The organism is Burkholderia sp. AU44665, assembly GCF_030504405.1.
In the GTDB taxonomy this organism is placed as follows: Bacteria; Pseudomonadota; Gammaproteobacteria; order Burkholderiales; family Burkholderiaceae; genus Burkholderia; species Burkholderia semiarida.
Window position 1 is genome coordinate 146,591 of sequence record NZ_JAUJRI010000010.1, and the last position, 13,309, is coordinate 159,899.

General features: G+C 68.5%; 12 protein-coding genes. 6 read left to right on the forward strand and 6 right to left on the reverse strand.

Annotated elements, in window-relative coordinates; translation table 11 throughout:
* Positions 1–1,554 carry an efflux transporter outer membrane subunit gene (locus QZM15_RS21220; protein ID WP_060318686.1) on the forward strand — a complete coding sequence of 518 codons (1,554 nt, stop codon included), beginning with the start codon at positions 1–3 and terminating at the stop codon, positions 1,552–1,554.
* A gap of 125 nt (positions 1,555–1,679) precedes the next feature.
* The gene (locus QZM15_RS21225; protein WP_059583452.1) at positions 1,680–2,708 is read left to right on the forward strand and encodes a MerR family transcriptional regulator; all 1,029 of its coding nucleotides are present in this window, start codon (positions 1,680–1,682) and stop codon (positions 2,706–2,708) included.
* A 122-nt stretch (positions 2,709–2,830) separates the two neighbouring features.
* On the opposite strand, the gene QZM15_RS21230 is transcribed toward QZM15_RS21225, so the two are convergent.
* Complete coding sequence (locus tag QZM15_RS21230) at positions 2,831–3,355, reverse strand: M949_RS01915 family surface polysaccharide biosynthesis protein (protein WP_099316639.1); 525 nt, start codon at positions 3,353–3,355, stop codon at positions 2,831–2,833.
* Positions 3,356–3,433: 78 nt separating this feature from the next.
* The gene (locus tag QZM15_RS21235; protein ID WP_124863587.1) at positions 3,434–4,816 is read right to left on the reverse strand and encodes a sigma-54-dependent Fis family transcriptional regulator; all 1,383 of its coding nucleotides are present in this window, start codon (positions 4,814–4,816) and stop codon (positions 3,434–3,436) included.
* A gap of 253 nt (positions 4,817–5,069) precedes the next feature.
* On the opposite strand from QZM15_RS21235, the gene QZM15_RS21240 reads away from it, so the two are divergent.
* Genes QZM15_RS21240 through QZM15_RS21250 form a run of 3 tightly spaced genes read left to right on the forward strand, consistent with a single transcriptional unit; the run spans position 5,070 to position 8,480 of the window.
* The gene (locus tag QZM15_RS21240) at positions 5,070–5,954 is read left to right on the forward strand and encodes an MBL fold metallo-hydrolase (protein WP_059583456.1); all 885 of its coding nucleotides are present in this window, start codon (positions 5,070–5,072) and stop codon (positions 5,952–5,954) included.
* Positions 5,955–5,987: 33 nt separating this feature from the next.
* Entirely contained in the window at positions 5,988–7,655 is a 1,668-nt protein-coding gene (locus QZM15_RS21245; protein WP_302107202.1) for a bifunctional protein tyrosine phosphatase family protein/NAD(P)/FAD-dependent oxidoreductase, read from the forward strand.
* 18 nt (positions 7,656–7,673) lie between these two features.
* Positions 7,674–8,480 carry a sulfite exporter TauE/SafE family protein gene (locus QZM15_RS21250; protein WP_059583460.1) on the forward strand — a complete coding sequence of 269 codons (807 nt, stop codon included), beginning with the start codon at positions 7,674–7,676 and terminating at the stop codon, positions 8,478–8,480.
* 103 nt (positions 8,481–8,583) lie between these two features.
* Here the strand turns inward: QZM15_RS21250 and QZM15_RS21255 are convergent, their stop codons facing one another.
* The 4 genes from QZM15_RS21255 to QZM15_RS21270 all read right to left on the reverse strand — a co-directional run bounded on the left by QZM15_RS21255 (position 8,584) and on the right by QZM15_RS21270 (position 12,666).
* Entirely contained in the window at positions 8,584–9,405 is an 822-nt protein-coding gene (locus QZM15_RS21255; RefSeq protein WP_059583461.1) for an ABC transporter permease subunit, read from the reverse strand.
* Positions 9,402–10,328 carry an ABC transporter permease subunit gene (locus QZM15_RS21260; protein WP_059583463.1) on the reverse strand — a complete coding sequence of 309 codons (927 nt, stop codon included), beginning with the start codon at positions 10,326–10,328 and terminating at the stop codon, positions 9,402–9,404. The genes QZM15_RS21255 and QZM15_RS21260 overlap by 4 nt, the downstream gene beginning before the upstream one ends.
* Positions 10,325–11,485 carry an ABC transporter ATP-binding protein gene (potA, locus tag QZM15_RS21265; protein WP_059583465.1) on the reverse strand — a complete coding sequence of 387 codons (1,161 nt, stop codon included), beginning with the start codon at positions 11,483–11,485 and terminating at the stop codon, positions 10,325–10,327. The genes QZM15_RS21260 and potA overlap by 4 nt, the downstream gene beginning before the upstream one ends.
* Before the next feature lie 86 nt (positions 11,486–11,571).
* Positions 11,572–12,666 (reverse strand): polyamine ABC transporter substrate-binding protein, encoded by a 1,095-nt coding sequence (locus QZM15_RS21270; RefSeq protein ID WP_059645918.1) that lies wholly within the window; start codon positions 12,664–12,666, stop codon positions 11,572–11,574.
* A gap of 418 nt (positions 12,667–13,084) precedes the next feature.
* On the opposite strand from QZM15_RS21270, the gene QZM15_RS21275 reads away from it, so the two are divergent.
* Positions 13,085–13,288, forward strand: coding sequence for a DUF1289 domain-containing protein (locus QZM15_RS21275; protein ID WP_006493160.1), 204 nt, complete (start codon positions 13,085–13,087; stop codon positions 13,286–13,288).
* Positions 13,289–13,309: the final 21 nt, after the last annotated feature.

Consider the following 13,309-nt stretch of genomic DNA (forward strand, 5'->3'; position numbering starts at 1 on the left):
ATGAATCGATCGATGACCCTGAAAACGAAAACCGTTCGGGCGCTCGCGGCGGCGAGCCTCGCCGGCCCGCTCGCGGGCTGCGCATGGTTCGCGCCGAGCGGCGAGCCGCCCGCGATGCCGTCGCCCGCGCACTACGGCGCCGCGCCGCAGGTCGAGCAGACCGTGTCCGCGCAAGGCGTCGCGCAGCAGTTCGAGGTCGGCGCACAGCCGGTGCCGGACTGGTGGAAACAGTACCGTTCCGATGCGCTGAACGCGCTCGTCGACGAAGGGCTGCGCAACAGCCCGACGCTGAGCGCGGCGTCGCATTCGCTCGATGCCGCGCGCGAACAGTTGCGCGGGCAGATCGGCAGCTCGATGCTGCCGTCGATCGACGCGGTCGGCCAGGCCGCGCGCCAGCGCGCGCTCGGCGTGCCGATTCCCGCGCTCGGCGCGCCGACGCTGCTGTACGACACGTTCGTCGGGCAACTGCAGGCGAGCTACACGGTCGACCTGTTCGGCGTGTCGCGCTTCGGGAACCGCGCGCTCGCGAAACGCGTCGACGTCAGCGCGTTCCAGCTCGAATCCGCGCGGCGTGCGCTGGCCGCGAACATCGTCACCGCGTCGATCACCGTGTCGGTGCTCAATGCGCAGATCGAGACCACCGAGCGGCTCGTCGCGCTCGCGAACGACCAGGCGCACGACGCCGAGCGCCGTTACGCGCTCGGTTCGGCATCGCGCAGCGACGCGCTCAATGCCCGGCAAAGCGCCGACACGTTCGCGGCGAGCCTGCCCGCGCTGCGCCAGCAGCGCGACTCGGCGCGCCATGCGCTCGCGGTGCTGGTCGGCCGCACGCCCGACCGGCCGCCGGCCGATCTCGCGCTCGCCGACCTGCACCTGCCCGAACAGGTGCCCGTCGTCGTGCCGTCGGACCTGCTGCAAAGCCGCCCGGACATCCAGGCCGCCGACGCGGGGCTGAAGGCCGCCGCCGCCGAAGTGGGCCTCGCGACCGCGCAGATGTTCCCGCAACTGTCACTGTCGGCGGCGATGGGCAAAGGCGGCTTCAGCTGGCCGGCGATGCTGTCGGGCGCCGGCGCGATCTGGAACGTCGGCGCGTCGCTGAGCCAGCCGATCTTTCACGGCGGCGCGCTGCTCGCGCAGCGCCGCGCGGCGAAGGCGACTTACGAGGCCGCGGTCGACCAGTACAAGCAGGCGGTGCTCGGCGCGTTCCAGAACGTCGCCGATTCGCTCGCGGCGCTCGAGCACGACGCGCAAGCGCTCGATGCGTCGTCGCGCGCCGCGCTGTCCGCACGGGGCGCATACGACGACGCGGCCGCCCGCGTGCGGCTCGGCGCGCTGCCGCCGTCGGCCGCGCGCGCGAGCGAGTTGCAGTACCGCAATGCGCGGCTCGACGAGATTCGCGCGACCGGTGCGCGGCTCGCGGATACCGCGCGGCTTTACCAGGCGATGGGCACGCCGCCGGCCGGCAAGGACGCGCCGTCCGACAAGGCCGGCAACGCCGCCGGCGACACTGCGACCGGCAAGGAAGCACGCGCCGCCGCGCCTTCGGCGCAATAACCGGCCCCCTCGGATCGGACGCGCGTGCGGCTACCCGCCACGCGCGCCCGATCGCCGATCTTCCGCTTGACCCTCACGTAGCGTAACGTTCGAGACTCCAGTGTGCGCACCGAACGGAGGAACGAATGCGGCTGAAAGTGGGAGAACTGGCGAAACGCAGCGGGCTGACCGTCCGCACGCTTCATCACTATCACGCCATCGGCCTGCTGACGCCTTCGGCGCGCGCCGACAACGGCTACCGGCTGTACGACCGCGACGACATCGCCCGGCTCCACCAGATCCAGGCCCTGCGTCGCTTCGGACTGTCGCTCGCCGAAATCGGCGACTACCTGAACCAGCCCGGCACCCCGCTCGTCGATCTCGTCGCGAAGCAGATCGCGTCGCTCGACCGCCAGCTCGCGCAAACCGCGCAGCTGCGCGAGCGGCTCGCGAGCCTGCATGCGCAGCTCGCGGCAGGCACCGAGCCGGAACTGGCCGATTGGCTCACCACACTGGAGTTGATGACCGTGTACGACAAATATTTCTCCGAGGAAGAACTCGCGCGCCTGCCGATGTACCAGAAGAGCCAGGCCGGCGACGCGGAATGGATCGCGCTCGTCGCGCAAGTTCGTGCGCTGCACGAGGCGGGCGTGCCCGCCGAGGACGAGCGCGTGCGTGCGCTCGCCGCGCGCTGGATGGCGCTGCTGGTGCGCGACACGAACAACGATCCGCGGCTGCTCGCGAAGCTGAACCTGATGCACGAGCAGGAGCCGTCGATGCAGTCGAAGTTCGGCATCTCGACCGCGTTGCGCGACTATGTGCTGCGCGCATCGTCGGAAACGAAGATGCGGCTCTTCGAGAAGTACCTCACGCCGGACGAGATCCGCTTCATGCGGGCGCACTACGCCGAACGCGCGATGGAATGGCCGCAACTGATGGCCGACGTGCGCGATGCGATCGATGCGGGCACGCCGCCCGATTCGCCGCAAGGCCGCGCGCTCGCGCAGCGCTGGCTCGAGCTGTTCCGCAGCTACGCGGGCGACGATCCGGCCACGCACGCGAAATTCCGTCAGGCGTTGATGAACGAGCCGGCGCTGTCGAAGGACTCGTGGACCGACGACACGCTGCTGGGTTTCATGCGCGCAGCGATGGCGCAGTTGGCGCCGGTGCGTTGATCGCATGACGGGCGGGCGGCGAGCGGATTTCCCGTGTGCCGCCCGTTTCACCGCTGGCGGCCGGTATCGCGCGCCCAACGGCCGGGCGTCCGGCCAGCGCCCGTTCACGCCAATAACACGCCCTAGTCGCTGCGCATGCTGATCCCGCGCCAGCGCTTCGTCATGTAGCGCAGAAACGCGGGCTGCGCCTTCAGGTCCGCGTTCGGCACGGGCGCCGCGCCGCCGTCGACCAACTTGCCGTTGACCGTCACGGTTTCCTCGCCGCGCAGCACGTACTTCGTCCCCGCGTCGATCAGGAAATACTTGACCTGATCGGCACTCACGTCGCCGCGGCAACCGATCTTGTACGCGAACAGGAACTGCTTGCGGCCGGTGCCGAGCAGGTCGCGCATCTCGATCGATTTCGGCACGACGTCGAGAATCACGTCGACCGGGCAATCCTTCACGTAGTCGCGCACCGTCCAGTCGGGGCGGCCGTCGAGCGTCGCGGACACCTTGAGCTCGACGTCGTCGCCGGATACGGTTCTGGCGAGCGTCACGGCATGCGCGCCGGCCGCGTCGGTCCACGTGTAATCGGCCGCCTGTACTGGACTGGACAGCGCTGCCGCCGTGAGAAACAGGCCAGGCAAAAGGAAGCGTATTTTCATCGGCGACGAGGTCAGAATCGAACGCGCCATTATCGACGAAGCCGCGCGCCGCCGACAGCCTCGCGCGACACCCGCCGTTCAGCGCTCCCGCGTACCGAGACCGAGCGCCTTCATCCGCCGGTACAGCGTCCGTTCGCTCAATCCGAGCCGTTCGGCGAGCGCCTTGCGCGTGCCGTCGAACGCGCGCGCGATGCGCACGAGCTCCGCGTCCGACACGCCGCGCGTGTCCGCCGCCTGCACGTGCGGCGCGGCCGCGGCCGCGACCAGCTCGGCCGGCAGGTGTTCGACGCGAATCGTCCCGTCGTCCGCGAACAGGCACGCGCGTTCGAGCACGTTGCGCAGCTCGCGGATGTTGCCGGGCCACGCATACGCGTCGAGGCATGCGCGCGCGCGTTCGGTCAGCGTGAACGGCCGGGCATTCGCGTCGCCCGCCTTGCCGCGCGCGTTCGCGATGCGCCGCAGGATCGATTCGGCCAGCAGCGCGACGTCGCCCCGCCGTTCGCGCAGCGCCGGCAGCGGAATCGGAAACGCGTTGATCCGGTAGTAGAGATCCTGCCGGAACCGGCCGTCGTCGATCATCTCGCGCAGCGGCTTGTGGGTGGCCGCGACGAGCCGGAAATCGGCGCGCAGCGCCTCGACGCCGCCGACACGCCGGAACGTCCCCGATTCGATCAGCCGCAGCAGCTTCACCTGCATCGGCAGCGGCACGTCGCCGATCTCGTCGAGAAACAGCGTGCCGCCCTGCGCGGTTTCGACGAGGCCCGGCTTGCGCTGGTTCGCGCCCGTGAACGCGCCCTTCTCGTAGCCGAACAGCTCGCTCTCGAACAGCGTCTCGGCGATCCCCGAGCAATCGACGACGACGAACGGCCCCATCGCGCGGCCGCTCGCCTCGTGCAGCGCGCGGGCGAACAGCTCCTTGCCCGTGCCCGATTCGCCGAGCAGCAGCACCGGCAGCGTCGAGGGTGCCACGCGCTGCAGCGCGCCGAGCGCCGCGTTGAACGCGTCCGAGCCGCCGACGAGCCCTTCCGCGCTCGGCTGCGCGGACGCGCTGCGCACCGTCGTCAGCCGCTCGACATACGCGATTACGTTGCCGTGCGCATCGAAGATCGGCCGCAGTTCGACGTCGACATGCTCGGGGCCGCGCGGCGTGTGATGGATGTGCAGCACGCGGTTCAGCCCGCGCGATTCGAGCGCCTGCTTCATCGGGCAATGCTCGCCGGCCTGATCGCACGGCACGTCGTAGTGATGCGACACCTGGAAACAGTGCCGGCCCACGTGCTCGACGCCGGCCACACCGAACTGGCGCCGGTACGCGTCGTTCGCCGCGAGGATCCGGTAGTCGGGATCGACGACGATCATCGGCTGCGGGTCCTGCTCGAGATACGCGACGAGTGCGCGTACGTCGGGCATCGCGTCGTGGCGCGGGGCGGGGACGATCGGAATGGTGTCGTGCGGATTCATGCGGCGGCTCGCTCGGCGAAGGGGCGCCCGGACGGACTGCCAGGCAGGCTGCCAATTCTGCCACGACACTGCCAGTTGTGGCAGTCATCGTCGTCAACCGGATGTCGCCGCCGCCTTCGGCGGGCCGCCGATGCACCGAAAAACCGAGCCGAATCAAGTCCTTGCCACATCGGTGGACGCTGCACCGCAGGTTGGCACGCTTCTTGAAGCAAAGACCGCGATTGCAGATGCAGAACCCAATCGAGGACACCCCGTGAGCCACGCCCCCGCCCTGTCGGTCGAAGGTTTTTTCGACCCGGCGACCCACACCGTCAGCTATCTCCTGCTCGATACGGCGAGCCGCGCGTGCGCGCTGATCGACAGCGTGCTCGACTACGACCCGAAATCCGGCCGCACGCGCACCGCCAGCGCCGACCGGCTGATCGCGCGCGTCGCCGAACTCGGCGCGACCGTGCACTGGCTGCTGGAAACGCACGTGCACGCCGACCACTTGTCGGCCGCGCCGTATCTGAAAGCACGGCTCGGCGGCCGGATCGCGATCGGCTCGCACGTGCGTCGCGTGCAGCACGTGTTCGGCACGCTGTTCAACGCCGGCCCCGGCTTCGCGGAAGACGGCCGCCAGTTCGACCGGCTCGTCGACGACGGCGACACGCTCGCGCTCGGCGCGCTGACGATCCGCGCGCTGCACACGCCGGGCCACACGCCCGCGTGCATGACCTACTGCGTGGACGATGCGACACAGCGCGCGGCGTTCGTCGGCGACACGCTGTTCATGCCCGACTACGGCACGGCCCGCTGCGACTTCCCCGGCGGCGACGCGCGCACGCTGTACCGCTCGATCGCGCGCGTGCTCGCGCTGCCGCCCGACACGCGCCTGTATCTGTGCCACGACTACCAGCCGGGCGGCCGCGACGTGCAGTTCGTGACGACCGTCGCCGAGCAGCGCCGCGCGAACGTGCACGTGAAGGACGGCGTGACCGAGGACGATTTCGTCGCGATGCGCACCGCGCGCGACGCGACGCTCGACATGCCCGTGCTGATGCTGCCGTCCGTGCAGGTCAACATGCGCGCCGGCCACCTGCCCGAACCCGAGAACAACGGCGTGCGCTACCTGAAGATTCCGCTCGACGCGATCTGAGCCGCGCGCCCCGCCCATCCGGAGAACCCCGACATGACCATCCGCAAGCTGACCGACACGCTGTCGGTCTCGCCGCAGATCGCGGCGGCCGACCTGCCCGCGCTTCACGCGGCCGGCATCCGCGCGATCATCTGCAACCGGCCCGACGGCGAAGGCGCCGACCAGCCGACCGTCACCGAGATCCGCGCGGCCGCCGCGCCGCTCGGCATCGACGTGCATTACCTGCCGGTCGATACCGGCAAGGTAACCGACGACCAGGCCGCGCAGTTCGGTGCGCTGCTTGCGTCGCTCGACGGGCCCGTGCTCGCGTACTGCCGCAGCGGCACGCGTTCGGCCACGCTGTGGGCGCTGTCGCAAGCCGGGCTGCGGCCGCTGGACGACCTCGTGGCAGCCGCCGGCGCGGCTGGCTACGATCTGAGCGCACTCGCCTCCCGTATCGCGCCAGGCGGCCGCCGGACGGCGCCGACCGTGGACGCACGGCACGACATCGTGATCGTCGGCGCCGGTGCGGCGGGCATCGCGGTCGCGTCGAGCCTGCTCGCGCGCGACGCGTCGCTCGACATCGCGGTGATCGATCCGGCCGACGTCCACTATTACCAGCCCGGGTGGACGATGGTCGGCGCGGGCGTGTTCCAGCCCGGCACCACCGCGCGGCCGATGACCGACGTGCTGCCGCGCGGCGTGCAGCGGATCCAGGCCGCCGTCGCGGGCTTCGAGCCCGACGCGCATGCGGTCGTGCTCGACGGCTGCCGGCGCATCGGCTATCGCAAGCTCGTCGTGTGCCCGGGGCTCAAGCTCGACTGGCACGCGATCGACGGCCTCGCCGACACGCTCGGCCGCAACGGCGTCACGTCGAACTACCGCTACGATCTCGCGCCGTACACGTGGGAACTCGTGCGGGCGTTCCGCGGCGGCAATGCGCTCTTCACGCAACCGCCGATGCCGATCAAGTGCGCGGGCGCGCCGCAAAAGGCGATGTACCTGTCATGCGACCACTGGCGGCGCGCGGGCCGACTCGCGGCCGCGAACGTCGAATTCCTCAATGCGGGCGGCGCGCTGTTCGGCGTCGCCGATTACGTGCCCGCGCTGATGGAGTACGTGAAAAGCTACGACATCGCGCTGTCGTTCGGCCACAACCTCGTCGCGATCGACGGGCCCGCGCGCCGTGCGACGTTCTCGCGCGCGCTGCCGGAAGGCGGCAAGGAAACCGTCGAGCGCGCGTTCGACATGATCCACGTCGTGCCGCCGCAGAAGGCGCCGGACTTCGTGCGCGCGAGCCCGCTCGCCGACGCGGCCGGCTGGATCGACGTCGATCCGGCGACGCTGCGGCACAAGCAGTTTGCCGACATCTACGCGCTCGGCGACGTCACCAACACGACCAATGCGAAAACGGCCGCGGCCGCCCGCAAGCAGGCGCCCGTCGTCGCGCACAACCTGCTCGCGTCGCTCGGCCGCGCGCACGGCGACGCGGTGTACGACGGCTACGGCTCGTGCCCGCTCACCGTCGAGCGCGGCAAGATCGTGCTCGCCGAGTTCCTGTACGGCGGCAAGGTCGCGCCGACCTTCCCCGCATGGCTGATCGACGGCAAGCGGCCATCGCGGCTCGCATGGCTGCTCAAGGAGCGCGTGCTGCCGCCGCTCTACTGGAAGGCGATGCTCAAGGGCCGCGAATGGCTCGCGAAGCCCGCGATCGCACGCTGACCGGAGCGCGATGACGTCATGCTGATTTCCCTCGTGCTCGGCGGTTTCGTCGGCGCCGTGCTCGGCCTGACCGGCGCCGGCGGCGGCATTCTCGCGGTGCCCGCGCTCGTCGTCGGAATGAGCTGGCCGATGCAGCAGGCCACGCCCGTCGCGCTCGTCGCGGTGGCCGGCAGCGCCGCGCTCGGCGCGCTCGAAGGCTTTCGCCGTGGGCTCGTGCGCTATCGCGCCGCGCTGCTGATGGCCGTGGCCGGCGTGCCGCTGACCACGCTCGGCGTGCGGCTCGCGCACGTGCTGCCGCAGCGCCTGCTGCTCACGCTGTTCGCGCTGACGATGCTGGTCGTCGCCGGGCGCCTGCTGCGACAGGCGCTGCGGCGGCAGGCGGCCGATGCGGACGCGTCGCCGCTGTGCGTCGGCCGCGTGAATCCCGATACGGGCCGGCTCGTGTGGTCGTGGCCCGTGGGCATCGCGCTGGCGTCGACCGGCGCGGTCACGGGCTTGATGACGGGATTGCTCGGTGTCGGCGGCGGCTTCGTGATCGTGCCGATGCTGCGCAAGTTCACGAACGTGTCGATGCATGGGGTGGTCGCGACGTCGCTGATGGTGATCGCGCTGGTCGGCACCGGCGGCGTGTTGGCCACGCTCGTGTCGGGCACGCGCGCGCCGCTCGACGTGACGCTGTGGTTCACCGTCGCGACCGCGATCGGGATGGCGATCGGCCGCGGCGCGTCGCGCCACCTCGCCGCGCGGCACGTGCAGGCCGGGTTCGCGGCCGTGCTCGTGTGCGTCGCGTTGGGGTTGCTGGCGAAGGCGGCGTTCGGCGCATGAACGCCGGCGACGGGCCGGCGATCGTGACGCGCCGCCAAACAAAACGCCCGGCCCGACTCGTCGTCGGCACCGGGCGTTTTTCATGACGGCTGCAATCGGCCCGTCAGGCGGCGAACCCCGCCATCCGCTTGCGTTCCTGACGCAGCATCACGAAGTTCGCGATCACGACGCCGGCCGTCACCGCGATGATGAACAGCGTCGCGAGCGCGTTCATCTCCGGGTTCAGGCCGAGGCGCACGCGCGAGAACACGACGAGCGGCAGCGTCGTCGAGCCGGGGCCCGACAGGAACGCCGACAGCACGAGGTCGTCGATCGACAGCGTGAACGACAGCAGCCAGCCTGCGATCAACGCCTGCGAGATCAGCGGCAGCGTGATCGTGAAGAACACCTTCAGCGGCGTCGCGCCGAGATCGAGCGCGGCTTCTTCCAGCGACGGATTCAGCTCGCGCACGCGCGACTGCACGATGATCGCGACGTAGGAAATGCACAGCATCACGTGGCCGAGCCAGATCGTGAACACGCCGCGCTCGGCCGGCCAGCCGATCCACTTCGCGAGCTCGATGAACAGCAGCAGCAGCGAGATCCCCTGGATCACCTCGGGGATCACGAGCGGCGCGTTGATCATCCCGCTGAACAGCGCGAAGCCGCGAAAGCGCCCCATCCGCGCGAGCACGAAGCCGGCCCACGTGCCGATGAACACCGACGCGAACGCGGTCAGCACGCCGATCTTCAGCGACAGCCACGCAGCCGTCAGCAACTCGTCGTCCTCGACGAGCGCCGCGTACCAGCGGAACGAAAAACCCGACCACACGGTGACGAGCTTCGACTCGTTGAACGAATAGACGATCAGGCTGAGGATCGGGATGTACAGGAACGCGAAGCCGACGAACAGCGCCGCGAACTGCAGGTAGCGATTCGGCTTCATCGGCGGCCTCCCTGTTCCTTCGCCTGGAAGTGCTGGAACATCGCCATCGGCACGAGCAGCAGCAGCACCATCGCGCAGGTCACGGCCGACGCCATCGGCCAGTCCGCGTTGTTGAAGAACTCGTTCCACATCACGCGGCCGATCATCAACGTATTCGCGCCGCCGAGCAGCTCCGGAATCACGTATTCGCCGACCGCCGGAATGAACACCAGCAGACAGCCCGCGATGATCCCGTTCTTCGACAGCGGCAGCGTGATCTGCACGAACGCCTTCCACGGCTTCGCGCCGAGGTCGTACGCGGCTTCGAGCAGGCGCAGGTCCATCTTCACGAGGTGCGCGTAGAGCGGCATCACGAGAAACGGCAGATACGAATACACCATCCCGATGTACACCGCGTAGTTCGTGCGGTACAGCTCGATCGGCGCATGGGTGAGCCCGATCCACATCAGGAAGTTGTTCAGCAGCCCGTTGTTCTTCAGGATGCCGATCCACGCGTACACGCGGATCAGGAACGACGTCCAGAACGGCAGCATCACGCCCATCATCAGCAGGTTGCGGGTGGCCGGGTTCGAGCGCGCGATGTAATACGCCATCGGATAGCCGAGCAGCAGGCACAGCAGCGTCGTGATCGCGGCCACCACCACCGAATTCACGTAGGTCGCGAAATACAGGCTGTCGGTCAACAGGAACGCGTAGTGCGACAGGTTCAGCGCGATGTGCACGACGCCGTCCGCGTACGACGTGAGTTCCGTATACGGCGGGATGCCGAGCTGCAGCTCCGCGAAGCTGATCTTCACGACCAGCACGAACGGCACGAGGAAGAACAGCACGAGCCACGTGAACGGGCCGGCCACGACCGCCGTGGCGCCCGTCAGGTTGAAGCGCCGCACCGGCCACTCGAGCAGGGACTTGAACGCGTTCATGACGTCAGCACCACGCCGGCGGTCGCGCTCCAGCGCACGTAGATCTCGTCGGCGAGCGCCGGCGTGTCGAGTTCGGAAATCGCGAGGCTCGACACGTTCGCGATCACCGTCTTGCCCCCGTCGAGCTTCACGTGATACAGCGAATAGCCGCCCATGTACGCGACGTTGCTGATCCGGCCGCGCGCCCAGTTGAACGCGCCTTCGGGCGGCTTGCGCGTGAGCGCGATCCGCTCGGGGCGCACCGACACCGTGACCGGCATCCCGAGCGGGCCCGAGATCCCGTGACTCACGTACAGCCGGCTCGGCAGCTCCGGCGATTCGATGTACACGTGATCGGGCTCGTCCTCGACCGTCACGCCGTCGAACAGGTTCGTCGAGCCGATGAATTCGGCCGAGAAGCGGCTGTTCGGGTATTCGTACACTTCGTTCGGCGAGCCGATCTGCACGATCTGGCCTTCGCTCATCACCGCGAGCCGGTTCGCCATCGTCATCGCCTCTTCCTGGTCGTGCGTGACCATGATGCACGTGACGCCGACCTTGTTCAGGATGTTGACGAGCTCGATCTGCGTGCGCTGACGGATCTGCTTGTCGAGCGCCGACATCGGCTCGTCGAGCAGCAGCAGCTTCGGGCGCTTGACCAGCGAGCGGGCCAACGCGACACGCTGCTGCTGGCCGCCGGACAACTGGTGCGGCTTGCGCTTCGCGTACTTGCCCATCTGCACGAGTTCGAGCGCGGACGCGACACGCGCCTTCAGCTCGGCCTTCGGCGTGCCTTCCTGCTTGAGCCCGAACGCGACGTTCGACTCGACCGACATGTGCGGGAACAGCGCATACGACTGGAACATCATGTTCACGGGCCGCTTGTACGGCGGCATCTGCGCGAGGTCCTCGCCGTCGATCAGGATCTTGCCCGACGTGACCGTCTCGAGGCCCGCGAGCATCCGCAGCAACGTCGACTTGCCGCAGCCCGAGCTGCCGAGCAGCGCGAACAGCTCGCCCTGGCGCACGGTCAGGTTGACGCTGCGCACGGCTTCGGTGTCGCCGAATTTCTTGACGACGTCGACGATCTGGATGAAGTTCTCGGCGCGCGCATCGGCGCCGGAGGAGGAAACGGAGAACGGCGCGCCCGCAACCGGCGCGCCCGACTGGCTATTCATGATGTGCTGCTTCTCTCCTGCGTTAGACGAACAAAGCCCCCGGGGGCACCAGGGGCTTCATGACCGCGGGTTCACTTCGGCTCGCGTCAGCGGCCCGACTTCAACTCGGTCCACAGACGCGTCTGCAGACGCTGGATTTCAGGCGGCAGCGGCTTGAGCAGGAACAGCGTCTTCACGACGTCGGCCGGCGGGTAGACGGCCGGGTCGTTCGCGACGTCGGGCCGCACGTACTTGCGTGCCTCGGTGTTGGCGCTCGGGTAGTACACCGCGTTGGTGATCGCCGCGTGCACCTTCGGATCCTCGATGTAGTTGATCCACTGCAGCGCGGCTTCCTTGTTCTTCGCGTCCTTCGGGATCGCCATCACGTCGAACCACACCGGCGCGCCGCCCTTCGGAATGTAGTACTCGACCTTGTACGGCTTCTTCGCCTCGATCGCGCGATGCTTCGCGATCACGACGTCGCCCGACCAGCCGAACGCGAAGCAGATGTCGCCGCCGACCAGGTCGTTGATGTAGCCCGACGAGTTGAATTGCGTGATGTACGGGCGGATCTTCTTCAGCACGTCCATCGCGGCCTTGTAGTCGGCCGGGTTCGTGCTCATCGGATCCTTGCCGATGTAGTGCAGCGTCGCCGCGAACATCTGGTCGGGCGCGTCGAGCACCGACACGCCGCAGGTCTTCAGCTTCGCGATGTTTTCCGGCTTGAACAGGATGTCCCAGTTGTCGAGCGGCACCTTGCCGAGCGCCTGCTGCGCCTTCGTCAGGTTGTACGCGAGACCGGTCGTGCCGTACGCCCAGGGCACCGAGTACTTGTTGCCCGGATCCGCGCCGGCGACGAGCGCCATCAGTTGCGGATCGAGGTACTTGAGGTTCGGCAGCTTCGACTTGTCGAGCGGCGCGAAGATGCCGGCGGCGATCTGCTTGCCCGCGTAGTTGCTGGTCGGCACGACGATGTCGTAGCCCGAGCTGCCCGTCAGCAGCTTCGCCTGCAGCGTGTCGTCGCTGTCGTAGTTGTCGTAGCGGACCTTGACGCCCGTCTGCTTCTCGAAGTTCGGGATCGTGTCCTTCGCAATGTAGTCCGACCAGTTATAGACATTGAGCTGCGTATCCTTCGCCGCTGCCGCCGATGCGCCCACGCACAGCGCGAGCGCCGCGAACCGGCCCACTACCTTTGCTTTCATCCCGTTCTCCCTTCGGCCGGACGCGTTGCCCGGCTGCCGTCTGCCTCGTCATGGCGGCGCATTCCGGCGCGCCGCCCCTCGAAAACCCCGAAAACTACCATCATTCGCGCCCCGTCACAAAAAAATCATGCCGGTGTCGCGCAAACGGAACAGATTCCCGCCGCCGGTCGGTCGAGCCGCCCGTGCGGCGGGGCGTTCCGGGGGAATTCTATCGGGTAATCGGCGGTTGTCCACCGGCAAAAACGGACGACGGAGAATCCGCGTTTGCATGACGCACGGCCCGTTCGACGGCCGCGCGCAACGCCGGGCAGTACTGTCGCGCTCCCGCGCCGGGACGGCATGCGGGCGGCAACGTCCGGCCGGGCCGCCGCGATGCATTAAAATGGCGGCTGACGATTCAACTGCGCGAACCCTGCCGATGGCCTCCAATCTTCACGACCTCCCCGACAGCCCCTGCATCGGCGTGTGCTCGACGCTTTTCGACGAAGTCTGCAAGGGGTGCGGCCGCACGGCCGCCGAAGTCTCGAACTGGGTGTTCCTGAGCGACGACGAAAAGCGGGCGGTGTGGGAACGCATCACGCGCGAAGGCACCGCGATGCGCTTCCAGTACGACAAGCTGTAAATCCGCGCGCACAAAAAAAGA

What these genes read in the sequence shown, in the direction of transcription:
- QZM15_RS21220 (WP_060318686.1), top strand. Translation starts at nt 1, where the DNA reads ATGAATCGATCGATGACCCTGAAAACGAAAACCGTTCGGGCGCTCGCG.
- QZM15_RS21225 (WP_059583452.1), top strand. Translation starts at nt 1,680, where the DNA reads ATGCGGCTGAAAGTGGGAGAACTGGCGAAACGCAGCGGGCTGACCGTC.
- QZM15_RS21230 (WP_099316639.1), bottom strand. Translation starts at nt 3,355, where the DNA reads ATGAAAATACGCTTCCTTTTGCCTGGCCTGTTTCTCACGGCGGCAGCG.
- QZM15_RS21235 (WP_124863587.1), bottom strand. Translation starts at nt 4,816, where the DNA reads ATGAATCCGCACGACACCATTCCGATCGTCCCCGCCCCGCGCCACGAC.
- QZM15_RS21245 (WP_302107202.1), top strand. Translation starts at nt 5,988, where the DNA reads ATGACCATCCGCAAGCTGACCGACACGCTGTCGGTCTCGCCGCAGATC.
- QZM15_RS21250 (WP_059583460.1), top strand. Translation starts at nt 7,674, where the DNA reads ATGCTGATTTCCCTCGTGCTCGGCGGTTTCGTCGGCGCCGTGCTCGGC.
- QZM15_RS21255 (WP_059583461.1), bottom strand. Translation starts at nt 9,405, where the DNA reads ATGAAGCCGAATCGCTACCTGCAGTTCGCGGCGCTGTTCGTCGGCTTC.
- QZM15_RS21260 (WP_059583463.1), bottom strand. Translation starts at nt 10,328, where the DNA reads ATGAACGCGTTCAAGTCCCTGCTCGAGTGGCCGGTGCGGCGCTTCAAC.
- potA (WP_059583465.1), bottom strand. Translation starts at nt 11,485, where the DNA reads ATGAATAGCCAGTCGGGCGCGCCGGTTGCGGGCGCGCCGTTCTCCGTT.
- QZM15_RS21270 (WP_059645918.1), bottom strand. Translation starts at nt 12,666, where the DNA reads ATGAAAGCAAAGGTAGTGGGCCGGTTCGCGGCGCTCGCGCTGTGCGTG.
- QZM15_RS21275 (WP_006493160.1), top strand. Translation starts at nt 13,085, where the DNA reads ATGGCCTCCAATCTTCACGACCTCCCCGACAGCCCCTGCATCGGCGTG.